The sequence below is a fragment of the Aeoliella sp. genome, assembly GCF_965227375.1.
Taxonomy (GTDB): Bacteria; Planctomycetota; Planctomycetia; order Pirellulales; family Lacipirellulaceae; genus Aeoliella.
In genome coordinates this window covers 1,327,637-1,352,649 of sequence record NZ_CBDDFX010000001.1, presented here as the reverse complement: position 1 = coordinate 1,352,649, position 25,013 = coordinate 1,327,637, and the positions used below count along the sequence as shown (strand labels likewise).

The 25,013-nt window shown below is 60.6% G+C and carries 25 protein-coding genes; 14 read left to right on the top strand and 11 right to left on the bottom strand.

The genetic code is table 11. From position 1 onward, the window contains the following. Window positions 1–13: 13 nt before the first annotated feature. Window positions 14–592: a hypothetical protein gene (locus tag ACQK2L_RS05625; RefSeq protein WP_425395952.1), complete on the bottom strand. Its 579-nt coding sequence runs from the start codon at window positions 590–592 to the stop codon at window positions 14–16. A 142-nt stretch (window positions 593–734) separates the two neighbouring features. Between ACQK2L_RS05625 and ACQK2L_RS05620 the strand changes: the two genes are divergently transcribed. The 6 genes from ACQK2L_RS05620 (at window position 735) to ACQK2L_RS05595 (ending at window position 8,905) form a co-directional block, all read left to right on the top strand. Further along, window positions 735–1,913 carry a cysteine desulfurase family protein gene (locus tag ACQK2L_RS05620; protein WP_425395951.1) on the top strand — a complete coding sequence of 393 codons (1,179 nt, stop codon included), beginning with the start codon at window positions 735–737 and terminating at the stop codon, window positions 1,911–1,913. Between the two features lie 120 nt (window positions 1,914–2,033). Continuing rightward, the gene (locus ACQK2L_RS05615) at window positions 2,034–3,134 is read left to right on the top strand and encodes a helix-turn-helix domain-containing protein (RefSeq protein ID WP_425395950.1); all 1,101 of its coding nucleotides are present in this window, start codon (window positions 2,034–2,036) and stop codon (window positions 3,132–3,134) included. Between the two features lie 310 nt (window positions 3,135–3,444). After that, the gene (gene dnaN / locus ACQK2L_RS05610) at window positions 3,445–4,560 is read left to right on the top strand and encodes a DNA polymerase III subunit beta (protein WP_425395949.1); all 1,116 of its coding nucleotides are present in this window, start codon (window positions 3,445–3,447) and stop codon (window positions 4,558–4,560) included. Window positions 4,561–4,563: 3 nt separating this feature from the next. Further along, window positions 4,564–4,938, top strand: coding sequence for a DUF721 domain-containing protein (locus ACQK2L_RS05605; protein ID WP_425395948.1), 375 nt, complete (start codon window positions 4,564–4,566; stop codon window positions 4,936–4,938). Window positions 4,939–4,996: 58 nt separating this feature from the next. Continuing rightward, on the top strand, window positions 4,997–7,552 hold the full coding sequence (locus ACQK2L_RS05600; RefSeq protein WP_425395947.1) for a DNA gyrase subunit B: 2,556 nt from the start codon (window positions 4,997–4,999) through the stop codon (window positions 7,550–7,552). A gap of 6 nt (window positions 7,553–7,558) precedes the next feature. After that, window positions 7,559–8,905: a M16 family metallopeptidase gene (locus tag ACQK2L_RS05595; protein WP_425395946.1), complete on the top strand. Its 1,347-nt coding sequence runs from the start codon at window positions 7,559–7,561 to the stop codon at window positions 8,903–8,905. A 13-nt stretch (window positions 8,906–8,918) separates the two neighbouring features. Here the strand turns inward: ACQK2L_RS05595 and ACQK2L_RS05590 are convergent, their stop codons facing one another. The 9 genes from ACQK2L_RS05590 to bcp all read right to left on the bottom strand — a co-directional run bounded on the left by ACQK2L_RS05590 (window position 8,919) and on the right by bcp (window position 17,087). Next, complete coding sequence (locus ACQK2L_RS05590; RefSeq protein ID WP_425395945.1) at window positions 8,919–9,500, bottom strand: hypothetical protein; 582 nt, start codon at window positions 9,498–9,500, stop codon at window positions 8,919–8,921. Beyond that, window positions 9,497–10,315: a hypothetical protein gene (locus ACQK2L_RS05585; RefSeq protein WP_425395944.1), complete on the bottom strand. Its 819-nt coding sequence runs from the start codon at window positions 10,313–10,315 to the stop codon at window positions 9,497–9,499. The genes ACQK2L_RS05590 and ACQK2L_RS05585 overlap by 4 nt, the downstream gene beginning before the upstream one ends. 99 nt (window positions 10,316–10,414) lie before the next feature. Beyond that, window positions 10,415–12,010: a S1 RNA-binding domain-containing protein gene (locus ACQK2L_RS05580; RefSeq protein WP_425395943.1), complete on the bottom strand. Its 1,596-nt coding sequence runs from the start codon at window positions 12,008–12,010 to the stop codon at window positions 10,415–10,417. A 139-nt stretch (window positions 12,011–12,149) separates the two neighbouring features. Further along, the gene (gene fhcD, locus ACQK2L_RS05575; RefSeq protein ID WP_425395942.1) at window positions 12,150–13,052 is read right to left on the bottom strand and encodes a formylmethanofuran--tetrahydromethanopterin N-formyltransferase; all 903 of its coding nucleotides are present in this window, start codon (window positions 13,050–13,052) and stop codon (window positions 12,150–12,152) included. A 150-nt stretch (window positions 13,053–13,202) separates the two neighbouring features. Beyond that, window positions 13,203–13,964, bottom strand: coding sequence for a hypothetical protein (locus ACQK2L_RS05570; RefSeq protein ID WP_425395941.1), 762 nt, complete (start codon window positions 13,962–13,964; stop codon window positions 13,203–13,205). Window positions 13,965–14,053: 89 nt separating this feature from the next. After that, window positions 14,054–14,980 (bottom strand): hypothetical protein, encoded by a 927-nt coding sequence (locus tag ACQK2L_RS05565; protein WP_425395940.1) that lies wholly within the window; start codon window positions 14,978–14,980, stop codon window positions 14,054–14,056. Between the two features lie 161 nt (window positions 14,981–15,141). Further along, window positions 15,142–15,567 carry a hypothetical protein gene (locus ACQK2L_RS05560; RefSeq protein WP_425395939.1) on the bottom strand — a complete coding sequence of 142 codons (426 nt, stop codon included), beginning with the start codon at window positions 15,565–15,567 and terminating at the stop codon, window positions 15,142–15,144. 246 nt (window positions 15,568–15,813) lie between these two features. Then, entirely contained in the window at window positions 15,814–16,224 is a 411-nt protein-coding gene (locus ACQK2L_RS05555) for a hypothetical protein (RefSeq protein WP_425395938.1), read from the bottom strand. Window positions 16,225–16,613: 389 nt separating this feature from the next. Beyond that, the gene (gene bcp / locus ACQK2L_RS05550; protein ID WP_425395937.1) at window positions 16,614–17,087 is read right to left on the bottom strand and encodes a thioredoxin-dependent thiol peroxidase; all 474 of its coding nucleotides are present in this window, start codon (window positions 17,085–17,087) and stop codon (window positions 16,614–16,616) included. Between the two features lie 160 nt (window positions 17,088–17,247). On the opposite strand from bcp, the gene rsfS reads away from it, so the two are divergent. The 3 genes from rsfS (at window position 17,248) to ACQK2L_RS05535 (ending at window position 20,394) form a co-directional block, all read left to right on the top strand. Further along, entirely contained in the window at window positions 17,248–17,694 is a 447-nt protein-coding gene (gene rsfS, locus ACQK2L_RS05545; RefSeq protein ID WP_425395936.1) for a ribosome silencing factor, read from the top strand. Between the two features lie 36 nt (window positions 17,695–17,730). Further along, complete coding sequence (gene argS / locus ACQK2L_RS05540) at window positions 17,731–19,701, top strand: arginine--tRNA ligase (protein ID WP_425395935.1); 1,971 nt, start codon at window positions 17,731–17,733, stop codon at window positions 19,699–19,701. Window positions 19,702–19,902: 201 nt separating this feature from the next. Then, window positions 19,903–20,394, top strand: coding sequence for a DUF1269 domain-containing protein (locus ACQK2L_RS05535; RefSeq protein WP_425395934.1), 492 nt, complete (start codon window positions 19,903–19,905; stop codon window positions 20,392–20,394). A 35-nt stretch (window positions 20,395–20,429) separates the two neighbouring features. On the opposite strand, the gene ACQK2L_RS05530 is transcribed toward ACQK2L_RS05535, so the two are convergent. Then, window positions 20,430–20,957 (bottom strand): STAS domain-containing protein, encoded by a 528-nt coding sequence (locus ACQK2L_RS05530; protein WP_425395933.1) that lies wholly within the window; start codon window positions 20,955–20,957, stop codon window positions 20,430–20,432. 183 nt (window positions 20,958–21,140) lie between these two features. Between ACQK2L_RS05530 and ACQK2L_RS05525 the strand changes: the two genes are divergently transcribed. The 5 genes from ACQK2L_RS05525 to ACQK2L_RS05505 all read left to right on the top strand — a co-directional run bounded on the left by ACQK2L_RS05525 (window position 21,141) and on the right by ACQK2L_RS05505 (window position 24,971). Beyond that, on the top strand, window positions 21,141–21,926 hold the full coding sequence (locus ACQK2L_RS05525) for a cyclase family protein (protein WP_425395932.1): 786 nt from the start codon (window positions 21,141–21,143) through the stop codon (window positions 21,924–21,926). Between the two features lie 115 nt (window positions 21,927–22,041). Further along, window positions 22,042–22,956, top strand: a complete 915-nt coding sequence (ppk2, locus tag ACQK2L_RS05520; RefSeq protein WP_425395931.1) for a polyphosphate kinase 2 — start codon at window positions 22,042–22,044, stop codon at window positions 22,954–22,956. Window positions 22,957–23,048: 92 nt separating this feature from the next. Continuing rightward, on the top strand, window positions 23,049–23,693 hold the full coding sequence (locus ACQK2L_RS05515) for a hypothetical protein (RefSeq protein WP_425395930.1): 645 nt from the start codon (window positions 23,049–23,051) through the stop codon (window positions 23,691–23,693). Window positions 23,694–23,893: 200 nt separating this feature from the next. Continuing rightward, window positions 23,894–24,307 carry a hypothetical protein gene (locus tag ACQK2L_RS05510; protein WP_425395929.1) on the top strand — a complete coding sequence of 138 codons (414 nt, stop codon included), beginning with the start codon at window positions 23,894–23,896 and terminating at the stop codon, window positions 24,305–24,307. Window positions 24,308–24,404: 97 nt separating this feature from the next. Next, window positions 24,405–24,971: a DUF4272 domain-containing protein gene (locus tag ACQK2L_RS05505; protein WP_425395928.1), complete on the top strand. Its 567-nt coding sequence runs from the start codon at window positions 24,405–24,407 to the stop codon at window positions 24,969–24,971. The last annotated feature ends 42 nt before the right edge of the window (window positions 24,972–25,013 follow it).

The window sequence follows — 25,013 nt, the reverse complement described above, 5'->3', positions numbered from 1 at the left end:
ACGCAGCGTTTTCTTAGCGACGCAGTGGTCCCGTTCCGCTGGCCAGTTGCCACTCGCTCACTTGCCGAAGCACCTCTTGCGCGGCTTCAGCAGGGTTGGCGGAAACGGCCTCAAAGTGTCGTGTGAACCCGCTACCACCAGCGACCGGCGCCTCGCAATGGAAGCGAAAGAATTCGCCGTTGTCGCCCCACGGATCGAGCGAACAACGCGATATCCCGCGGTTTTTCAGTTCGTCGAACACTAGCGCAACGGGGGAACGGTCCGCTTCGATCGGCCCAGGAGCAACCGGCTGGAGTTGCTGTCCACCGACGGGATGCACTTGCGAGTCGACCAACGGCGGGGCATGCAATGGCTGGGCATCCGCCTGGAACGCCTCGGGAGGAGCTGGCGTCAGGGGGGCCATCGCAGTATCGGCAGCCGGTGGCTGGACCTCGTCTTCCGACGAGAAGGTCTCGGTGGCGAGTTGCTTGGCTCGATCGACAAACGGGGCGAGCTTCTCGAGCTGCGGACCATAGGCTCGATAGGCCAACGCTCCGAGAACGAGCGTACCGACCATTACCGATGCTCGGTAGAGAGTTTTGAACGATTCCATAGGTCGCTTTTGGGTGGGAATGTGCGGTGGGAACGTCCGGCAGGGGGCGTCGCGCGGAGGATAGATAGCACCCCCAGCCGCAACAAGGGCAATTCGGCGCCGGCGGCTCTCCCCAGAGCGTGCTAGCACCTATAATTGCCGCATGGAATCGCCCATCTATCTCGATTACAACGCCACCACGCCCACGGCCCCCGAGGTCGTGGATGCGATGGCCGAGGCCATGCGGGCTGGCTATGCGAATCCAGCTAGCCAGCACGATCCAGGTCGCACCGCGCGGCGGGTGGTTGAATCGGCTCGCGAGCGGATCATCGAGCTATTGGGCGGCGAGACCGGCGGGCGGCTGCCCGACCGGCTGATTTTCACCTCGGGCGGCACCGAAGCGAACAACCTAGCAATGTTCGGCTTGGCGCAGATGGCCGAGACCCAGCACGCCGGGCCCCACCAGCTCGTTCTCTCGCCCGTCGAGCACCCGAGCATCGCCAGGGCGGCCGACGCACTGGCCTGCCGGAATTGGCGGATCGACGAGTTGGAGGTCGACGCCGATGGCGTCGTGCCGCCGAAATCGCTGGAGGAACTGATCGGGCCCGAGACGCGCTTGGTGACCACCATGCTCGGCAACAACGAAACTGGCGTTTTGCAGCCGGTGGAGCGGTTGGCTTCGCTGGCGAGGTCGCATGGTGCGGTTTTTCACACCGATGCGGTGCAGGCGGTGGGCAAGATCGATGTTCATTTTGGCCAGCTCGGCGCTAGCTCGCTGGCGCTGGCAGCCCACAAGTTCCACGGCCCGCTGGGTATCGGGGCACTACTAGTGCGGGGCGATACACCACTGGCCCCGCAGCTATTTGGCGGTTTCCAGCAAGCCGGGCTGCGGCCGGGCACCGAGTCGGTGCCTCTGGTGGTGGGAATGCGGACTGCCCTGGAGCTATGGGACCGGGAGCGCAACGAACGTTTGGCGCACCTGACCAGTTTGCGCGAACGTTTCGAACAGCAAATCTGCGGAGCGGTGCCGTACGTGAAGGTCGTCGCAGTGGAGGCTAATCGTCTGCCACACACCTCGAACATCGCGTTTTGCGGCCTCGATCGGCAGGCGTTGTTTCTGGCGCTCGACACGGCGCAGGTGGCTTGTTCGACCGGTTCGGCGTGCGCCAGCGGCTCGAGCGAGCCCTCTTCGGTGCTGGTGGCGATGGGGTGTTCCGACGAGGTGGTGCGGGGCAGTTTACGCTTCAGTTTCGGCGCTCCAACCACCCCCCTGGAGGTCGACGAAGCGGCTCGTCGTATCTCGTTGGCCTGTAACAACTTAGAACGACAAAAACATCGATAAAAATGGCCCTTGGTGGCTCCCGCTGCGACAGCGAATCGGGTAGAATTTGGGTTTGCTCTTTTCCCCTTCGAGACAGGCTGCCTAACGGCCCCCCGAATTGGAGTTTTCGTGGTCAACGGAGTGTCGACGCTTCCCGTGCCCAGCCGCCAAAGCGATGCGCAACGATCCGCGCTGGCGGACACTGCTGCGCAGTCGACGCTCTCCACCAACTTCGTTGCGGGCGAGGAAAACCGGCTGCTCGCTGCTGTGCTCGGCGCGTGGTGCGAAGTGCTTGCCGAAGGCGATTCGAAGCCCGGCAGTTCGTCGAATTCCGACGTCTGGCTGCAGCTAACCAGCCCGCTGGTGCTTGTCGGCTCCACTGGTAGCGGCAAATCGCATCTGGCCCACGGCTTGGCCGAGTTGGCTGGCGATAAGCGTGCTGTGTACACCACGGCGAACGACCTGCGACGCGAGTTTGCGGGCACGTTCGACGATGGCGCATCACGCACTTGGCGTGAGCGACTTGCCAGTACGCCGATCGTCGTGATTGACGACCTGGACCATCTGCCGTCGCGGAGCCGGTTCCAACAGGAACTGCTGCACATGGCCCACGAAATCACTAATCGCGGGCACAAACTGGTGGTCACCTCCGCCCAACCGATTGCCCATTTGCCTGGCTGGCTTCCCGATCTGGTGAATTGGTTTGCAGCCGGTTTGACGCTGGAGATTTCGCCGCTCAGCCCCGAGTCGCGGCGCGAGCTGATCACCCAATTTGCCGACGCCAATGGGTGGCGACTGAAGCCCGACGCGATGGACATGCTGGTCGAACATACCCCGCCCGAGCCCCGCGAAGTGTTCCGCCTGGCGGCCGATATGCTCCGGCAGTTCGGCACCGGCGCGCGACTCGAAGTCGACACGCTGGCCCACTTCATCCATCAGCGCAAAGCTGCCCAAGCGCCCGAGCTTCGCGACATTGTTCGCGTGGTTTCGCGATACTACCGCATTCCGCTCAAGTCGCTCACCAGCGCTTCGCGGCAAGCGGCCGTGGTTTCCGCCCGGGCGACAGCCGTTTACCTGGCGCGAAAGCTCACCTCGGCCAGCTACGATCAGATCGGCAAACAACTGGGCGGCCGCGACCACAGCACGATCATGTACAGCCATCGGCAGGTGGAGAAACGCTTGCGACGCGAAGCGGCACTGCGTTCGGCCATCGAAGACCTGACGAGGCTGCTGCGAAAATGACCAGCGGCAGAATCACTTACCAAACACGTGTGGAGAAGTTGTAGACCAGTGGTCACGGATTGTCGGCTGCCTTGGTCAGTCGTCGACAGCGGCTGGCAAACCGACGTTTTTCATCGACCAGCAGCAACCAGCTATCGACCAATCGTCGACCACCATCCAACACGTTGTCCACCACACCACCAACTCAGCAAACCCCGACGCCCACAGCACTTACCGAGCACCCGGCGCTCGTTATGAACACCTCGCGGCGGCGAGTAAATAACAACAACATAAAAATTACTTTGTATTGGACTGATAGGGAGAGAACGCCATGAAGATTGTCGCCAACCGCGAGAAACTACTACACGCCTTTAGCACGGTTGCTCCTGTAGCACCCGCCCGAAGCCCCAAGGCGGTGTTGCAGAACGTGAAGCTGGACGTCACCTCCGACGGAGCCACTCTGATGGCGACCGACCTGGAGTACGGCATTCGTTACGCGGTCGATGGCATCGAGGTCGAAGCGCCCGGCGCGGTGTTGCTGCGAACCGATAAGTTCGGACCGATCTTGCGGGAGAGCAGCGACGAGACATTCCGCATCGAGTCGGACGGCAGCACCACCACGGTGCGTGGCGAGCGTAGCAAGTTCAACATGCCGGTCGCCAATCCGAATGAGTACCCGCCGGTGGCCAGCTTCGACGAGGCAGCCCACTACGAGATTCCCGCGCGGCTGCTCAAGGAACTCATCCGCCGCACGCTCTACGCCACCGACAACGAAAGCAGCCGCTACGCCCTCGGCGGTGTAAAGCTCGAAAGCGATGGGAAGACGATCACCGCCATCGGCACCGACGGTCGGCGACTGGCGAAGATGGAAGGCCCCGTGAACACGGTTGGCGAGCCGGTCGGTTTCGGCGAAGCGACCATTGTGCCAGCCAAATCGATGGCCTTCATCGAGCGGACCGTGATGGACGACGACGGCGAAGTGCAAATCGCCGTGCGGCAGAACGAGATCCTCGCCAAAACACCCCGCGCAACGGTCTACACTCGGCTGCTCGAAGGGCGTTTTCCTGGCTGGCGCGACGTGTTCCCCAGTCGCACCGAATCGGCCAAGATCGAACTGCCGGTTGGCCCGTTCGCGGCGGCCGTGCGGCAGGCGGCCATCGTCACCAGCGACGAAAGCCGCGGCGTCGACTTCACGTTCGCCGATGGTACGCTCACGCTCGCAGGCAAGACGGCCGACGTTGGCCAGTCGCACGTCGAGATGCCGATCAGCTACACCGGCGAGTCGATCACCATCACGCTCGATCCCAAGTTCGTGGGCGACTTCCTCAAGGTGCTCGACGCCGAGAAGACGTGCACGCTGGACTTGGCCGACGGCGACTCGGCGGCCGTGTTCGGCACCGACGATGGTTACGGCTACGTGGTGATGCCCCTGGCGCGAGACCGATAAGCCATGGACGAAGACGAACTTGCCCAGAAGCTGGCCTACCAGAAGCGTCGAAACGACGTGCAGCGACGTCGGTTCTACGCCCACGAGCCGCAGGCCATCGGCAAAGTGCTGGCCAAGGTCGTCATCAACAACCGCTACGCGTGCGGCGAGTCGAACGCGGCCCTGGAGGAAGCCTGGGCCAAGATCGTCGGTCAAGCATTCGCCGCCCGCACCCAACCCACCGGCATCAAACGAGGCAAATTCGAAGTCACCGTGGCCCACTCGGCCATATCACAAGAGTTAACGTTCGACGGGCGGCGCATCGTCGCTGAACTACAAAAAGCGTTCCCCGAAACAAAAATCACCGGCGTGCGTTACCGCGTCGGGACCATTGGATAGACAAAGCAACGTAGCATGAGCCTCGGGCCCACAACTACATCACAAAGCGAAAACACGAATGGCAGACGATAACGAATCGTACGGAATGAATCCCGAAGAAGGTGAGCAGGCGGAGTCGCAGCCCACCAAGCGGGCGCTCGCGAACAGCGAGTATGGTGCTTCGGACCTCGAGCACCTGAGCGACCTGGAGCACGTGCGCGAGCGGCCCAGTATGTACATCGGCGACACCACCGTGCGTGGTTTGCATCACCTGGTGTACGAGGTGGTCGACAACTCCATCGACGAAGCGATGGCCAGCTACGCCAGTGAGGTGCAGGTCATTATCAATGGCGATGGTTCGGTCACGGTCGAAGACGATGGCCGTGGCATTCCCGTCGAGAAGCACGAGCAGCTTTCCGAGCAGATGGACCGCGAGGTCTCGACGCTCGAAGGGGTGATGACCGTGCTAAAGTTCGGCGGCAAGTTCACCAAGGGCGCTTACCAGACCTCCGGCGGTTTGCATGGTGTCGGCGTCACGGTGGTGAATTTTCTAAGCGAATGGGCCGAGGTGGAAGTCTCTCGCGACGGCCACGTGCACCATCAAGAGTACGAACGGGGCGTGCCCAAGGGTCCGGTCCGCCGTGTAGGTGCAACCCAGAAGCGGGGCACGAAGACCACCTTCAAGCCCGACCCGCAGATCTTCCAGGTCACGAAGTACAGCTACGCCACACTGCTCAAACGCCTGCAGGAACTGGCCTTCCTGAACCAGGGCGTGAAGATCACCATCAGCGACGCCCGCACTGGCGAGAGCGAGTCGTTCCAGTACGAGGACGGCATTCGTCAGTACGTCGAACACCTGAACCGCGCCAGCGAAGCGGTCCATCCTGACGTGTTGTACGTTAGCGGCGAATCCGAAGGTGTCTCGCTCGAGATCGCCCTGCAGTACTCAGGCGAGTTCACCGAGAACGTGCACTCGTATGTCAACAACATCAACACCACCGAAGGTGGTACGCACCTATCCGGTTTCCGCTCGGCATTGACGCGCTGCTTGAACAACTACGGCAAAAGCGCCGGCATGTTCAAGGACCTCGTTCCCTCGGGCGACGATGTTCGCGAAGGACTCACCGCGGTGATCAGTTGTCGTGTGCCGCATCCGCAGTTCGAAGGTCAAACCAAAACGAAGCTGGGCAACAGCGAAGTCGAAGGCATCGTCAATTCGATCTTTGGCGAGTACTTGAGTAAGTACTTCGAAGAAAATCCCAAGACCGCCAAGGTGATCGTGAACAAAGCGATCACCGCCGTCGAAGCTCGTGAGGCGGCGCGCAAGGCCAAGGCCTTGTTGCGCGAACGCAAAGGCGCTCTGTCCGGCGGCAGCTTGCCGGGTAAGCTCCGCGATTGTTCGAGCAAGGACGTCGACAAGTGCGAACTGTTCCTGGTGGAGGGCGATTCGGCCGGTGGATCGGCCGAAGGCGGCCGGATGCGAGAGTATCAGGCGATCCTGCCGCTACGGGGTAAGATCATCAACGCCTACAAGAGCCGCGAAGACAAAGTGCTGGCCAACGAAGAGGTCCGCAGCATGATTTCGGCCGTCGGCACTGGCATCGGGGCTGAACAGGACCTGTCGAAGCGGCGTTACGGCCGCGTGGTGATCATGACCGACGCCGACGTCGATGGTTCGCACATTCGCACGCTGCTGTTAACGTTCTTCTATCGCCAGATGTACGAGCTGGTCGCCCGCGGTCACGTGTACGTCGCCCAGCCACCGCTGTTCCGCGTGCGCAAGGGCAAGCAAACCAGCTATGTGCAGACCGAAGAAGAGATGAAGGCGCAGCTCCTGGACCTCGGTCTCGGCGACTCGGTCTTCGATCCCGGCGACGGCCGATTGATCGAAGGCGAGCAGATGGCCAACCTGGTCCGCACCTTGGCGGCGCTCGAGGAGTCGATCATCGCCCTGGAGCGGCGCGGCATCAGCCTCAAACTGCACGCCCTGCGACAAGAACCCGAAAGCGGTAAACTGCCGGTGTATCACGTGTTCCTGGGCAACGACGAGCACTGGTTCACCGGTCGCGAACCGCTCGACGCGTTCGTCAAAGAGCAAGAAGCCGCGCTCGGCACCGAATTGGTAATCGACGCGGGCACCGCGGCCTTGAGCACTGAACCCAGCACCAATGGCGCGCCCACGGAGACCAACGGCTCGGCGGCCATTAAGCTGCGGATCGTCGAACTACACGAAGTGCGGACGATCAACACCCTGCTGGGCGACTTGCGCGAGATGGGCTTCGAGATCGAGGCGCTCATACCGCAGGAACGCACCGGCGAGGAGGGCTCGCGATACACGCTCCGCCGCGGCGAGAACGAAACCGGCCTGGAAGACCTCCGCGGCCTGCCCACCGCCATTCGCCACGCGGGCGAAAAGGGCCTGCAAATCACCCGCTTTAAAGGCCTGGGCGAAATGAACGCCGAGGAACTCCGCGAGACGACCCTCGACCCCGACAACCGCACGTTGCTGCAAGTGCAAATGGAAGACGCCGGCGCCGCCGACGAACTATTCCGCGTGCTGATGGGCGACCAGGTCGAACCCCGCCGAGAGTTCATTCAGAAGCACGCGCTGGATGTGAAGAATTTGGATGTGTAGGAGCGAATGACAGGTAGGCCCAGCCGGTGTGCTGGCGTCCTATCCCACTCCTGCAGTCACGGGGGCTTCATGGATTCCAGCAACAGGTCGGCGTTGAAGCTGCCGAGCGGTCTTCAAGTACTCTCCGTGGAGCGTCGGGTCTCGAAGCGCTTTGCAGTAAGTTTGGTGATCCGAGTAGGTGCGCGGGATGCACCGGTTGGGCAACCGACAATGGCACACCTCGCAGAGCATCTGGCGTTTGCCGGTCGAAATGAACCACTGATCGACAAGCTCGTGCTGCATGGGGCGTACGTCAACGGCATGACGGCCGCCGATTACACTATTTTCAGCATTGTCGGGCATGCCGATGGACTTCCGTTGGCGATGGAGTTCTTCGCCAACATAGTCGCTCCGTTGCAGGTATCTTCAGAGGATTTTGAAAGAGAAATCCCGATCATGCGGTGCGAACTGGTGGACGCGGCTCCCAGCGGAGTGTCTGTACGGCAACGACGGCTCGACCGCTTCTACTCGCGTTTGAACAAGAACCCGCACTGGAAGGTATCCGTCGCTAAGGAGCAATCGCTCCTCTCTCAAGTTTCATTGGACGCAGTGCGACAATTCGTCGGACAGCAATACGTTCCACGCAATGCGGCCCTGGCCGTGGTGGCTCCCAATACTACCGACGAGACGGAAGCGTCCGTACGCAGCACTTTTGGCATGCAAGAAACACCCGTCGACCGCGCAAACGCTAACGATCAACCGATCCCACCGGTAGCCAGGTTCAACTGGTCCTACGACACAGCACCTACCGTCTGGATCTGTTTGCACTATGGATCGAACGATACTTCTCCCTTGGCCAGACTCGTGGCTCAGCAGATCGCTAGTCGATTGGGAGGTGGTCCTGAAGGGGAGATGTTCAAGCAGTTCCGCCGGCAATCCGGGGCGGCTTACAATGCGAGTGCAGAATGTTACTGCTGGTTCGACCATACCTCGATTAGCAGCTTTGTATCCGTGAACAAGTCGGATGTACATTCCGCCGTGGCGTTCCTGATCGATCAGTTTCGGAACTTGGCCTTTGAGGGACTCAATCAGGATTGGCTCGATCGAGAACGGACCAAAATGCGCCGACAATTGGATGTCGAAATGGAGGACCCCCACTCAATGGCGGCGGCAATGGCCTACGAGGCGCTGCGCGCCGACCAGAGCAAGCTGCTTTGGTCCGAAGAGTATTTCCAACTGCTGGAGTCCGCTACCGAGGAGGACCTGCAAGCCAAGGCATCGTCTCTGCTCGCCGATGAGAACCTACGCTGCTTCCTAGGCGGGAACGTGGGGCCCATCTTGCGGTGGCGGATTCGGCGGTTGGTGGGTAGCTAGTATGCTCCACAGTTCAGCAGTCGCTTCGTTTCTCCCGCTCACGCTGCCACTGTTCCGAGGTATCCTCAGGAATCAGATCAGCGTCTAGCAACAACGCGAGGTGGTTGAGCTGTCGATCGCGAATATCGCAAGGGTGACGGATATGGACATCCTCTCCGCGAAAGAGAAGATGTAGGGTTTGGCCGTCTCGCTCCCAGCGTCCGCTGCCAGGTTTTTGCACATGCATCGGACCCTGCGTGAATGGGTTTATGGCTTCATACTGGTCGGTAATCTCCGCACCGCATGCTGAGGCAATGCTTCGCCATGTTTCGAGATCGAACGCCTGTCCATCCTTCCGGCGCAGTAGCAGGCACGGGGGCATCCACATCCGGGTGGTCCCCGTAGCTAACGGCTGTCCGTCTGGTGACAGGGGCGCGGGCAGATTGGCCTCGACCAAATCGTAGGTGACGCCCAGCTGCTCCAGTGCCTCGGAAGGAATCAGATAGAGAACTTCATTGGGTTCGCGTGCTGCAACCAGGCAATATTGCCGGGCGACTTTCTCGAAAGCGGCCGCCGCCGCTTCGGTCTGCGGAAGTCGGACTTTGGAGTAGATCATGAATCGCTTTTCGCGTTCGAGCTTGGCTGGAACACCCGATCGCGCATGACAATCTTGTCGGGTCCCAGCCAGCTGCGATGATGGTAGACAGGTTGCTGGAGGAGGTCGGCCATACCTTGTCCCACTCGCTCAACGACTTCGGTCGAATCCCAATCGGGATCCTGTCCGGGAGGTTCATACTTGGAAGCGGCGATCGTGATGGCAACATTGCACCCTACCGGTACCGACCTGTCCCATGCATCCAGACTGCCTGCGCGCTTGGAGGGTCGGGAAACTTCGTACGTAATGCCGGCTTCAACGGCCGAGCGCCAATCTTCTTCGCTGTGGCCGTTGTGGAATTCAGGCAGATTGAGCTGCCGCTGCAGGCCCTCGCAGAGTTGCGCTGGCGACAAGGGGCAGTCAACTGCCAGGCGCTCGATCACACGGACTCGATTCGGGTTGCCTGCGTGGTCGTAAAAATCAGCGGAGCAAAGCTTGGCTTCGCGCCCGTAGAGCCCCATCTCGAACGCCAGACCCAATTCCCGAAAGTCGCCGGCAAAATGCTCGGGATGGTCGACGTTGTTATGGTGGGCCAGTTCCGTTGTACTGTGAGCCATCAGCTGATTCCGGAGCTCCAATTCCGTGATGATTCCTCGGACCACCAATGGCCAACGTGCCCTACCCTTGCGTCCGTGCCTCTCGCGATGGAAAAGCAGGTGCTCCAGAAGGTGGATTGCCTCATCCTTTGGCAAAGGCTCACACTCCATTGCACTTGCCAGTTGTGCCATCGCGTCTACAAGAGTTGCAATGTGGGGCTCTTCAGGAAGATCGGCCATGCGTGCACCACTTGATGGGGTGAGTGAAGCGAGCCCGATAGGCAACCGCGTTGTGCACGGTTCATCAACTGAACGTAGAGAGCCAAGCTGGAACTCACTCTACCACTTCAACCCAAACTGCTCGCCGCCGCTTGGTCCGCCGATGCCACCTTTAAGCTGGCCTTTGCGTTTCTCGGGCGCTTTGGGGGCGTCGGATGGGGGGGTGAAGTCCGTCTCGGCTTCGTCTTTGTCCTTGGCCTTTTGCGGGGCTTCGGTTAGCGCCCGCAGGCTGAGGCCGATGCGTTGCTTTTCTTTATCGACCGTCAGCACTTTCACTTCGACGCCCTGCCCTTCGCTCACCACATCGGTGGTGCGGAACACGCGGCCGTGGGCCAGTTCGCTGATGTGAATCAGTCCCTCGACGCCCGGCTCGAGCTTGACGAACGCACCGAAGTCCATTGTCTTCGACACGGTGCCTTTCACCGTGGCGCCGGTGTAGTACTTGGTTTCGACTTTGTCCCACGGGTTCTCGGCACTTTCGCGGTACGAGAGGCCGATCTTGCCGGTGTCGGCGTCGATGCGTTCGATTTTGACTTTGACCTGCTGACCTTCCGATAGCACTTCGCTGGGGTGATTCACGCGATCCCAGCTCATCTTCGATACGTGGATCAAACCATCCACGCCACCCAGGTCGACGAACGCGCCGAAGTCGCGTAGGCTGCGAACCACACCTTCGCGCATCTGCCCGACGGCCAGTTCCTTCATCAGCTCGTCGCGCTTCTCGGCCTTTTCGCGTTCCATCACGCCGCGGTGGCTGAGCACCAGGTTGCGCCGCTCGGGGTTGGCTTCGGTCACCACCGCGTTCATCTTCTGGCCGACGTACTCCTCGGGATTCTCCACGCGGTAAATGGAAATCTGTCCCATCGGCATGAAGCCCCGCAGTCCGGCCACCTGGCATTCGAGGCCGCCCTTGTTCGAGCCAGTGACCACCACTTCGACCACCTGGCCTTCCTCGACGTCCTCCCAGTTGCCGACTTCCACTGCCGCGCCGGGCAGGGTGAGTTCGTACAAACCGTCGTCGCCGCCACGCACCACCACCACGTTCAGCTCGGTGCCGGGCTCGGGCAGCTCGCGGTCCTCGAACTGTTTGAACAGCACGACGCCCTGGTTGTTGCCGCCGAGGTCGACGAACACGTTGTCTTGATAGATCTTCGACACGCGGCCGGTGACGCTCGTGCCTTCGGGAATCTCCTCGCCAGGCGCTTGGCCGCCCTTCTCCATCAGCGCGTCGAGCGACTCTCCGCCCAGCGCGGCTTCGAACTCTTGTTCTAGCTCGGGGCTCAGTTGGTCACGGATGTTTGGCGGCGGGTAGATCTTGCCGGTCGGCTTGGGAGCCTCGGGACGAGAGCTGGCTCCTTCCTTCTCGCTCGGATCCACCGCCGGCGGCAGCGCGGTTGCTTTAGCGACGGGCTTCTCGGCCGCGTCTTCGGCGCGCTGGGTGCCGATCAGAATCCGTTGCCGTGGCTTCTCCGACTCGCCTTCGCCTCCGGCGGAGTTCTCCACAGCGGCGTCTGCAGTTTGCTCCACTGGCGCCGCTTCGGGCGTTGGAGTTACTGTGGCCTCAGCGGGGGAAGTTTCCGCTGTGGAAGCCTCCTCCTGCGGGGCAGTCTCGGCGGGAGTTTCCTGATCGGTCGACAGCTTTTCGGAGTCGGTCATCACTTCAACGACATTTGGGTCAAAAATGCGCCAGACAAACCCATCTGGGCGAGCCCCACAGTTTACCAAGACCCGCGAGTCGTGTGGAGCCGCCGGCAAACGAATGTGGTCGCTCGCTCCGCGAGCGCAGCCTGTGCGACTATTCCGCTAGCAACTCGCGCAGGTGATAGTGAAACTTGCCCAGTTTGCCCCCGTAATTGCCGGCCGAAATGGCCGGAATTCCCTCGCCGGCGGCTGCTTGCAGGGCCGCGCGCATCGCGTCAGCCACCGCCGATTCGCTGCTGCCGTTAATCACGATTTCGTAGGCGCACTGGGCTTCGGGCACCAACTCGGTTTCGACGCGGCCGCGGAGCGTCGGGCAGAAGGCGTCGTTCGTCGAGGCGATCATGCCCTTGTACCGCGAGCCGACTTTGCTGCCGCTCCGCACCACGCCGCCCGGGAAAGGGGTGATCACTTCCGGCAGCGGGGCGACCGCTTCGACCACCCGCCGCGCGGCAGCCAACGCGATCGCTTGCGAGGTGCCTTCGAGGATGATGTTGCCACCGGCCACGCCTTTCTGCACGCCGAGCGACTCTTCGACCAGGAACTCTCCATCCATCACGGGGATCCGCCAGTACCGCCGGGCGCCGGGCTTTTTGCTCTTCTGAAAACCGTCGCCAAAAAAGCGAATGTGTTTGCCAAGCGGAATGCGATCTTGCTCCACTCCGTCGACCGCCGGCAGCCCGTCGTACACGGCCGTCGTGGCGCAGGTCATCACGCACTGGCCCACGCGCTTGGGGATCGCTTTGGCCAAGGCGTCGGTCGAGAAGCCAAACGCCAAAACCGAGGCGGCCGGCCGACCGTCGGGCGACTCGTCCGGCGCGAGCAGCCGCTCCACGGCGATCTCGGCGTCGCACTGGATGACGCTCGACCCGTACCCACACAGCTCGCGCGTCGCAGCTTCGACCCAGTAGTCGTCGATGGCCGAGACAATCAGCCGCGCGTACCGCATGCGGAACGCTTCGGCGAATGTGTCGACAATGGTGGTGGACCCCAGTTGCATGGGTCCATCTTCGCCGGTTGTTGAGCGTGGGACAAGCCGACCGCAGAACGAGCGCAGTTAAAGGCGGGTCAACGGTATCGCCACAAAAAGGATAGAAAAGGCACAAAGTGGATGCCGCCAAGGGTTCCCTTTTGTGCCTTCTCATGGCAATCAATTGGAGAAGGACTCGGGACCAGGTCCAGGCATTGGCGGGAGTTTCGGCGGCCGTACCTTGTGCGGCACGGTAAATTCATGTTGCCTGGCGCGGCGAAGCGCTTTGAGAAGTTGCTGGATCTGCTCGTGGAGGTCTTGGTTGACTGTGATCACTAGCAGACCTGGTTGGATCGCGCGGATGCTTCGCACCGGGCCTCCGTTGTAGGTCCATCTATCGGATGCCGTATTACCGATGATCACGTCGATCAAGTCCTCGAGGGTCGCAGTTGGACCGCCATTATTGGCAAGGAGATCGCCCACTGGGTAGATAGCAGTCGATTGGTGGGACCAAGCCTCCTGTTCGGTAGTGATCAAAAGCACTTCGTCGCGGATGACGTAGGTCAGTTCCAACTGCCGCAGCATAAGTCGCAAGCCGGCACCGAGCGAAATGCCCCGTAAGTTGACGTTCAAGCGTTCGTTGGGCGAGAGGGCGAGATCGTCCAGAGCCGGCTGGTCGAGTTGGATCTCCATGTCGTACTCTTCGCGCAAGAAGTCGACGACCTTGGCGAGCGAAGTACTTTGAAACACCAGGCCATGCTCGGTCAGCGGTGCGCGCAAAGTCCGGCGGATTTCGTCGGTCTGCTGCGGGTTGCTCTCGACCCAGAAGACTGGAGTTTCGGGGTCGTCGGTCGGTGGTGGTGGCTCTTGCGCCGCAGTGCGCGCGATCATCATCCCGGCAAGTAGTAACCCGAGAAGCACCGCGCGAATAGGGACGGACATGCTGACTTTTTTGTAGAACGGAATTCATTCCGTTAGTTGAACCACCGGCCGACTTACAAACGGAATGAATTCCGTTCTACGGGGGAACTCTAGAACGCCCCGCCGCCTCGGTGGAGTTGCTCTTCCTCCGCTTTGGCTTCTCGTTCTTCCGGTGTCATCTGCCGATGTGGCCTGGCGGCCGGGTGGTCTTTCGCCAGGCGGAGGGCCAAAAGCAGTTTGCTGATTCGCTCATGGACATCCTGGGTCTGTGTGACCACCAGCAAACCAGGCTGCATGGTGCGAATCTCGGCCTCCGGGCCGCCGTTGACGACCCACGTGTCCGAAGCGACGTTCGAGTAGATCAGGTCTACCAGCGTTTCAATGTCTTCGGGACGACGGGCGCCGTTGTCGGTGGTGGCATCACGTTCGTAACCCTGCTTCACTTCCAGCAGGTCGCCCACAGGATAGATTGCCACGACGGGGCGCGCGCAAGCCACTTCGTCGGTGGTAATGACGAGCACTTCGTTGTCGATGTAGTACGTCAGTTCGAGCGGGCGGAGCATGAGTTGCAGCGCGCTGCCGAGCGAGATGTGCCGTAAGTCGGCGGTGACTGGCTCCTTGGGGTTCAGGCCGATCTCGTCCAGCCCGACCAGGTCGAGTTGGACTTCGATGTTGTATTCATCGCGAATGAATTTGACGACTTCGTTCAAGGGCGCATCTTTGACCTCAATACCAATACTGTTGAGCGGTTCACGCAAGACCCTGCGGATGTGGGTGGATTGTTTGAACTGCTCGTCGGCCCAGTAGACGGGCGTGTTTCGCTTCGCGCTGTCGAGGATCGCGTCGTACAGTGCCGCCTTTTTGTCGGCAGATGGCTGCTCAGCATCCGCCGCAGGAGCGGCCTCCTCGGCGGGTTGTCCCAGCGGCGGCCCGAACGGATTGTCGGCCGGCGGCTGAGCGGTAGTGGTCGCGAGGGCGACAAGGCTCACCGCCGCTGCGGCAGCTAGCAGATAGGTCCCGCGTAGGTAGCTCGACATAGTGTCTTCTCCCCTGAATAGTGACCGGTGCAGCGGAAACCACCCGCTCACCCAGTATAGGCGCAATCTGGCCCAAAATGGCGATTGCCGACCTTTAGATCGCGATGGGGAGAGATAATTATTGCAGGCGCAGAGGTGCGCCAAACGGAAAGAACTCCGTGCTACCCAGCCTGCGAAGTGGGGAAGGCGCCGCTGGAGACGCCGAGTATCCGTCCGCCGCTTTCGTACCAGCCGAGGCTGGTGAAACGGCACCATAGGAGGTCGATCTCGAGCTGCACCAGACCTTCGACGGGTAGGTCGATCGACAGCACCGCGCGGCGGTAGGGGATGGGCTTCTGGTGAAAGAATCCGATGCCCCGATCCGAAATGTCCCGGCCCACCACCACCATGGTGTGGTACTGCAAGTCGGGCACTTCATCGGGCTGCGGGGCGAGTTCGAACAGATAGGGGATCGGTGTTCGCGCGTCGGCGCGTTGATCGTGATGGATGGTTGGCTGCATCCGTTGCAACAGCTTGGCGACCTCGCCCCCCAATACGCGGGGAACCTGGCAAGTGGGAACGTCCGAACTGCTGCCGATCCAAGCCATCGATGAGCATTCCTGGGTGACGTGAAGTTGCCAGCGTAACGCAGCGCGAAGATAGGGGGCAGCACTACGTGGGCGGCGAAAAGCACCAGTCGCAACGGGACCGATGAGCCCGCTACGCAATCTTCGCGCAGCTTGGACCACTCAAAGCTAGCTCAGAGTTTTGCGCGCGGCAAATGAAAGTGATGCCGCAATGTTGGTTACCGGAAGCCGAGTCGCCGAATGACCGTTGCAAGCGTCAGGACCGTACTATCGGAAGGCCCACACCATCAGGGCCACGGTGGCGACCACACCTGTTGTAATCACTGCAACGCGTGCCAGATCGTACCAGCGGTTGGTCTGCCGCGCGGTGGCTGGCGTGTAGTACAGCTCGCGTGCGGGGCGTACCGAATGGCCGAGCTCCGCGGTGCGGAGGGCCGTTTGTTGCACCTGGGCCATTGCGGTCCGCGCGGGAATCGCGTCGCCCCAGTAGCCCGGCAGGTCGCGGCCTTCGCTGGCTGGAACGGCTTCTTCGAACAAATCATGTGCCGGGCGCAGTGCCTCGGCAAAACGCCAGCAATCGGTGCAGCGTTCCAGGTGTTCCTCCACGGCAACGTCCGAAGCGTCGCCCGTCGGGAACGGTCCACTCGTAAGCACCATGAAAACCTGATCGCAATCCATCGAACCAAGCCTCCCAGACAGCATCGCTATCACGACGCAACGTACTGGATTGGTGGCGCGTGGCATGGGAACAGCGAAGTGCCGCCCGCTGCGCGCCAACGAACTATGAACAAAGCCGCCCTGCCTTACAGATGCCCGATCAATTGAAGAGTAACCGAGAGTGTACTCCAAACGGGCGATTGAGCACCATAGGAATTGCTTGCAGACTTCGGACAGCCGTGCGTGTTGCGTGCGGGCCGGATCTCGGAGGCGGCGCTGAGAGGTGTGGGTTTCCGAACCACGAAGCCGCCAGCAGCAACTCCCTGCGCCGCGAAGTACGGGTGGCAAACCCTACACTTGGGCAAAGAGAGGAGGAAGATAGGAGAGATGGCGTGGAGATGGGCTCCTGGTTATTCGAGCTGTTTGAGTGCTTCGAGCACTTGCTCGTCGTGCCCGTCGACCTTCACGCGCTTCCACAATTTCGCCACCTTGCCTTTACCGTCGATCAGGAAGGTGCTTCGCTGGATGCCCATCGACTTCTTGCCATACATGTTCTTCTCGCGCCAGGCGCCGTACTTTTCGGCAATCTTGTGATCGGTGTCGGCCAGCAGTGGGAAGTTCAGCTTGTACTTGTCGCGGAACTTCACGTGGCTCTCCACCGAGTCGGCACTCACGCCCAGCACCACCGCTCCCAGCTTTTTGAGCTTGGCCTTCTGGTCGCGGAATGCGCACGCCTCGCGGGTGCAGCCGGGGGTGTCGTCCTTGGGGTAGAAATAGAGCACCACCGGCGAGCCGGCCAGCTCCGACAAGCGAACCTTCGACCCATCGTCTGCGGTCAGTGTAAAAGCGGGGGCTTTTTTGCCTTCTTCGATCCAGTCGCCCATGTTGCATTTCCTCGATTGGCCAGTGTGCGGAGTACCGTTCTGAGGATTGTAGAATTGCCCGCCAAACTCGGCGAGCCCCGGTAAAAGGCCCGGTTGCGGGAGTTCGTTGGCGATTGTTCTCGCCCTCGGTGTCCGATAAAATACCCAGCTTACGCAGAAAATGCTCCTCCACCCAATGAACGCCACCAGCCCGTTGACCGAAACTCCGTCCGCCACCAGCGATGCCCGAGCCGACCGCAGCCTGCAACTAGCGATGGCTGCTGCTCAGACCGCCGAAGAAAACCGCGGCCAGGAGATTGTGCTCTTGGACATGCGGAGCATCACGCCCGAATTCGATTATTTCGTCATTGCCACTGGCAATAGCCGACGGCAGTTGCACGCGATCAGCGAAGAGATCGACCACCGCTTGGAAGACGATCTGGGCGACAAGCGGATGGGCATCGAAGGCTACAGCGAAAGCCGCTGGATCCTGCTCGACTACGGTTCGGTGGTCGTCCATCTGTTCGACCGCGACACCCGCGACTACTACGCCCTGGAAGATCTATGGGACGGCGCCGTGCGTGTGCCGCTGCCGTGGGACAAAGAGGAACCCCCCGCGGCCGAGTAAGCCCCATCGTCCGACTGCACGTTCCCACTTTACCCAATGAACTTCCTCGCCGAAATACGATCCCGGTTCGCCAGTAGTGTGCAGTCTCTCGAAGGATTTACCGGCGACGTCGCGCCGGTGCTCGAGCTGATTCGCCCCAGCACCGACGCCAAGTTCGGCGACTACCAGGCCAACTGCGCGATGCCGCTTGGCAAGCAACTGGACAAGCCGCACCGCGAAGTAGCGGCGGCGCTCGTCAAGTCGCTCGACGTAACCGACCTGTGCGACCCGCCGGAGATCGCAGGTCCAGGGTTCATCAATCTGCGGATCAAAGACGAGGCCATCACCGCTGCGCTTGCCGCCGCGGCCAAAGACACCGCGCACCTGGGCGTGCCGCAGGCTACTGAGCCGAAGTGCGTGGTGGTCGACTACTCATCGCCCAACGTCGCCAAGCCAATGCACGTGGGTCACATCCGATCAACCGTGATCGGTGCGGCCATCGCCAACGTGCTGCGGTTCCTCGGCCACCAAGTGATCACCGACAACCACATCGGCGACTGGGGCACCCAGTTCGGCATGATCATCTACGGCTACAAGAACTTTGTGGATGAAGCGGCCTTGGCCAAAGAGCCCGTCGCTGAACTGGGCCGGCTGTATAAGCTCGTTAACGGGTTGGTCGAGTACCATTCGGCCAAGACCAACGGTTTGCCGGCAATCAATGAGCGGATTGCAAAGCAAGAAGAGACGGTAGCAAAACTGTCGGCGGCCGAGCCCACCGGCGACAAGAAGGCCGACAAGCAAGCAGCGAAGAAGCTACGACAAGCCGAGGCATCTCTGGGCGACCTGAGGGAAGAGAAAGAGTCGATCGAGAAGAAGATCGCCGCGGTGGACAACGACGCGACGCTCGCTCCGCTGGCTGCCGAGCATGCGAACATCGGCAGGGCGGTTCTCGACGAGACAGCCAAACTGCATGCCGAGGATGCCACCAACCTCGAATTGTGGAAGAAATTTCTGCCGGCGTGCCTCGAAGCGAACCAAAAGGTCTACGACCGACTGAACGTCTCGTTCGATCACACTCTGGGCGAGAGTTTCTATCATGACCGATTGGCTGCGGTAGTGGCCGATCTCGAAAAGCGGGGCTTGGCGACCGAGAGCGACGGGGCGATGTGTGTGTTCCTCGAAGGGTTCGCCGCGCCGTTTATCGTTCGCAAGCAGGACGGGGCTTTTCTGTACTCGACGACCGACCTGGCGACGATCGCCTACCGGCTCGAACATTGGCAGCCCGACGCAATTCTGTACGTGGTCGATCATCGGCAGGGATTGCACTTCGAACAACTATTCGCCACGGCCAAGCAGTGCGGCTGCGAGAACGTCGAACTCCAGCACGTGAGCTTCGGCACTGTGTTGGGCGAAGATGGCAAACCAAAGAAAACGCGAAGCGGTGACGCTGAAGGTTTGATGGGCCTCGTAGATGAAGCAGTTGCTCGCGCGCGAGCGATTGCCGACGAGAGTCCGGTGCTCACCACCGACGAAGAGCGACAGCAAGTGGCCGAACGAATCGGCATCGGCGCGATCAAGTACGCCGACCTCGCCCACAATCGAACGAGCGACTACACGTTTAGCTACGACAAAATGCTGGCCATGACCGGCAACACGGCCGCGTACATGCAGTACAGTTATGCTCGGGTGCGGGGCATCTTTGGCAAGGCCGAGGTCACCGAAGAGCAAGCCCTTGCCGGTGCCGAGAGCATCACGATCGACACGCCCGAAGAGCGGGCGCTCGCGATGCAGCTTCTTCGCTTCGCCGAGGCGCTCGACAAGGTGGTCGAAGACTACCGGCCTAATCACCTCACGGCCTACCTGTTTGACCTGGCCCAGGCGTACGCCACGTTCTTCCAGAATTGCCCGGTGATCAAGGCTGAGACGGATGAACTGAAGACCAGCCGGCTCGCGCTGTGCGCGCTATCCGCTCGCACGCTCGAAACAGGCCTCGGCCTTCTGGGCATCGAGTGCGTCGAGCGGATGTAAAGGTTCTCACGCGGAGACTCAGGGTGGCTGTGGTCGAGTTGAGCTCGCCCACAGTGCTCATACTGCTGGGGGCTCGTTGCACTCGTCCCCAGGCACCCAATGTCTTTTTGTTCTTGCAGCCTTGGTAGCTTCCCGGCTCGGCCAACTGCCCTATAATCAGGGGGCGGTGCGGCGTATATCCTTCCAGCTAGGAGCAAAGACATGAGCAATCTGATTGTGATTGTGTTCGACGACGAGCATACAGCGTTCGAAATGCGGACGGCGCTGGTGAAGATGCAGAAGCAGTATCTCATCGAGATGGAGGACGCGGTTGTCGTCACCAAGAACGAGGCCGGCAAGGTGCAACTGCATCAGGCGGTGAACCTCACCGCGGCTGGCGCTGTGGGTGGCGGGTTCTGGGGCACGCTGATTGGACTGCTGTTCCTCAATCCCCTGCTGGGTGCCGCCGTCGGAGCCGGCGCCGGCGCGCTGTCGGGCCTGTTTACCGACATCGGCATCGACGACAACCAGATGAAGGAGATGGGCGCGTCGTTCACACCTGGCAGCTCCGCCTTGTTCGTGCTGGTGCGCAAAGCAACCAACGACAAGGTGCTCGACGGCCTCAAGGAATTCGCCGGCAAGGGCAAGGTATTCCAAACATCGCTCTCCAAGGACGACGAAGCCAGCCTCCGCGCGGCGCTCGAGAAAATTTAAGCCTGCTGTCCCACGCTACCCTGAAGTCGCGGCGGTTACTCGCCGATCTGCGAGTCGTGCTCTTCCAGCATGCAGTCCATGTCCTTCTGTTCGATCTCGGTCGACAGGCGGTCGACCACTCGGCGGAAGGCTTCGCCGTCGGCGCCGCCGCGGTCGGCGAGTCGTTCGTGGCACACCAGCACGTGGCGGCTGAGCGCGTCGGTGTCGATTCCCTCGGGTTCGATATCCAGCCAGTCGGTGGTGACCTCGGGGCACTCGTCAATGAAGTCGAAGTACTTGTCGAGCGACGAAGTGGTGAATAGCTTCACCTGGCGAGAGTCGTCGGCCACGATGAGCATCTGTCGCTTGAGCCGCTCGGCCAGCTTCCGCACGCCGATCAAGCAGCCCAGCATGGTGCTGTCGAGGTACTCGCACTGCGACATGTCCCACACCAGGTGATACGCATCGAGCGCCATCTCGGCTGCCTTCCGCAGCGCGGGACTTTCCTGCATGGTTGCCCGGCCGATGATTCGAATCACCACCTGATCGGCCGCCCGTGCGACCTGCATTCGATCGTCCGACATAGCTGCCCTCCCGCGGGAGTAAGACAAGAAAAGGAGCCCCCTTCGCAGGGGTGGATTCTAACGCGCAGGAGTGCGCGATGCAAAAAGTCGCTGCTGCAATTGCGGCTTTTATTTGTCGCCCCGGCAGGAATAGCCTAACTTTGAGTCATACGCCCAGGGGTTGTCATTCAAGGGAGGTAAACCATGCGGGTCGTCACGATTGCTTTCGCGCTAGCACTGAGTGTCACCACGCTTGCGCCGAGCCATGCCGCAGGTCCGAATGTGATCGATCTGACGCATGCGTTCGACGCTGAGACCGTGTACTGGCCCACCGAGCCAGGCTTCGACCTCAAGAAGCTCTCGGCCGGATTCACCGACCGCGGCTACTTCTACGCCGCCAGCCGGTACGACGCGCCTGAGCATGGCGGAACGCATATCGACGCGCCGTATCACTTTGCGGAGCACGGGCAGACGGTCGAGCAGATTCCGCTCGACCGGTTGGTGGGCGAGGCGGTTTGTGTTGACGTCACCACGCCCTGCTCAGTGGATCGCGACTACCTGGTGACGATCGATGACCTGAAGCAGTGGGAGCTGGCGAACAATGCATCGCTGGCCGAGAAGATTGTGCTGCTGAGGACCGGCTACGCCGAGCACTGGCCCGATCGCAAGAAGTACCTGGGCACCGACGAGATGGGCCCCGCGGCGGTCGACAAGCTGCACTTCCCGGGCCTCGATCCGGCGGCCGCCAGTTGGCTGTGCTCCGCCCGACGCATCAAGGCCGTGGGCATCGACACCGCGAGCATCGACAACGGCCCGTCGCGACAGTTCCAAAGCCACGTGAATCTATTCGAGCGCAACACGCCAGCGTTGGAGAACGTCGCCAGCATGAAAGACCTGCCAGCCACCGGATTTCGTGTTTACGCGCTGCCGATGAAAATCACCGGCGGAACCGGTGCGCCCTGCCGAGTGGTGGCGGAGTTGGAGAATTAGGAGTTCGGCAGCCGAATTGGGTAGCACCAGTGTCCGTGCCACCCTCTGCGAATGATGTTAGAATGACGATGCGTGACATTCGCCATCGCTGCATCCCAGTTCATTCCACCCAGGTATGTCCAAACAGAACTACGAACGCGACCTCGATCGGTTGCGCGAAGAAGTCCTTGACTCGATTGACGAGGAGTTTGAAATCGAGTTGGAGGAAGCCGTCGACGAGCGGGCGGAGCATCCGCGGCCCGAAGTTCGCCAAGGCCCTATTTCGCGTCGAGTTTACTTTCGCGAACTGGTGCGACTGCAGCGAGAGTTGATCAAACTGCAAGACTGGGTCGTGGAGCACAAGGCGAAGATCGCGGTGCTGTTTGAAGGCCGCGACGCGGCGGGCAAAGGGGGCACCATCAAGCGGATCACGCAGCGGCTTAATCCGCGCGTGTGCCGCGTGGCCGCGCTGCCGGCGCCGAGCAAGCGCGAACAATCGCAGTGGTACTTCCAGCGGTACGTCAGCCACCTGCCGGCGGGCGGAGAGATGGTGCTGTTCGACCGCAGTTGGTACAACCGCGCCGGTGTCGAACGGGTGATGGGCTTCTGCAACGAGCGGCAACTCGAAGAGTTTTTCCGCACCGTTCCCGACTTCGAGCGAATGCTGGTCCGCTCAGGCATCTATCTGATCAAGTACTGGTTCTCGATCACCGACGAGGAGCAGCAATTCCGCTTCCAATGCCGCATCGACGACCCGCTGAAGCAGTGGAAGCTTAGCCCGATGGACCTCGAGTCGCGCCGCCGCTGGGAGCAGTACACGCTGGCCAAGGAGGAGATGTTCCAGCGGACCAACATCGCCGAAGCCCCCTGGTGGATCGTGGAGGCCGACTACAAAAAGCGCGCCCGACTGAACTGCATCCACCATCTGTTGCAGCAAATCCCCTACACCGAAGTGCCCCGCGAACCGATCGAACTCCCCCCGCGCGAGCACGACGAGGACTATCAACGCACACCGCTCCCAGCGGAGGTGTTTGTGCCGACGGTGTATTGATGCTTTACCCGTCCAGTACGAAGGCCTACACTACGATCCACCACCAAGCCATGCAGTGACAACCATTCGGCGCAAAAGGCCAGGAGGAATGAATGGCGGGCTACTTTCTTTACACGATAGACAACGATGCATTTACACGCCTAACCACTTCGCCTACGAAGGAAGATGGCGATGCGCTCGCCGACTTCATTCTTGAGGAATTGGAAGACTACCTGGATGATTTCGACGACGAGTCCGATGCGAAGATGTGGCCTGCAGATCGAGATGGATTGTCGGCGTTGATTGTCAAGCGACTAGCGCTTCCCGACTGGTACTCGGATCTAACTTACGACAACGCAAACATGTGGGATAACGTCCTGTTCGCACTTCAAGATGAGCCCGGCGAACAGATTGGATTGGACTTCCAATGCTACGACTACGAAAGCATCTACTGGGACTGCGCAGAAATCGCCACAGAACAGGGCGCATCCATGATGGCCGAGCCCACTTTCGGTAGCAGCGGGTTTCGGTACTTTGGGAAACCATCGACGGAGTATGCAGTTTACCCGATGTACAGTTTGCTCGTTCCGGATAAAGCAAAGGAACTGCTTGCACAACTCCAGGCGGTGGAACCCTACTTTTCATCGCTTGATGAGGGTGAGGGCATGCCACGCGAACAGTTCTTTGAGGGACTGCTTCCCCCTGTTCGATCCGCCGTAGAAAACAACCGCGCCCTATGGGTACAAACCGACACATAATGCTTCAAGTCATTCAGGGCAGCATTTTTGCGTGACGCCATTCACCCCGCCAGGGCCCGTGACAATCTCAGCCGATGCGAAAATGGCTCGTCATCCCGATCGTAATTCTATCAATTTTGGTAGTACTCGTAACTGCAAGGCAGGCCTACGTTCGGTATCGCTACCCTTACGGTCCCAGTCACTCCTGTGATAAGCAGTTGATGTTGGCATTGCATGAGTATGCTAAAGATCATGGCGGAACGTACCCGACGGGCGGAGCTTCACCCGAGGCATCACTGGGCCTCCTGTATCCCAAGTACGCCGACGCTTCACTGCTTTGTGGCAAGATGGTCCCCGTCGAAGTCACGGAAGCTCGCCTGGCAAGCGGCAAACCCCTGACGCCGGAGACTTGTGGCTGGCATTACGTCGAAGGCTTGACTCTCTTGGACGACAAACGATTGGCGCTGCTGTGGGACAAAGCACGACTCGGCCACAACGGAGAGCGCACCTCCGATGGTGGCACAGCTGTCTTGTTTGTCGACATGGGCTACGAGCAGGTAACGGAAAGCGAATGGGAGGCGTTCATGGCGGAACAAGCGGCCCTGCACGCTGCCAGGAAATCCAAGGGCGAGTAGAATCGCGGTAGCACGAATAGCCGACCTGCGATTGGACTGCATGGTTGCGACTGACAGGTGGCGAGTAGTAATTCAATAGCTGACTTAGGTGTGGACTGTGGATGACGATATCTACCTCGATACACCTCGGACCGCCGAGGAAATTGCGCGACGGGCCATTGCGCTCCATTGCACCATTGCGGCAGCCCACGGTGTGTCCAAGGACGACCTGACGCAATGGCTCAAAGAAAAGCAACTATGGGAAGAACTCACACCACGGGAGTTGGCTTTCTTCAGCCAAGCTCCAGATTCCCCGCAAGAGGTGGTTTGGATGACGTGGTTGGTGGAGGCTCAGGTTGCACTCCTATGGTCGATTGCAAAACTGGACGCACTGCCGGAGCCGACCGGCAAATGCGACACTGGATTAGTGGTTGCTGCCATGCCTGGCCTCTTCAAGTCCACGCACCAGTTTATTGAGTCAGCCGTTCTGCGGAGTCGTGAGGAAATCGAGCAGGAAGAGGCGAACGTCTATGACATTCATTGCCGTGTTGACCAAGCCACACGGAACGGCCAGAAGATTCCAGGGGGCTACGAAAAGAGCGTTGTCTTTTTCCGGCACTACGGCCTTTCTTGGGTGCGAGGCTATTGCGGCCAGTCCTGGGATGAAGTTACACCTGACACCTAGCAGGTAGCACGGACAGCCGATTCTCTTTTTTGCGCCTCTGCG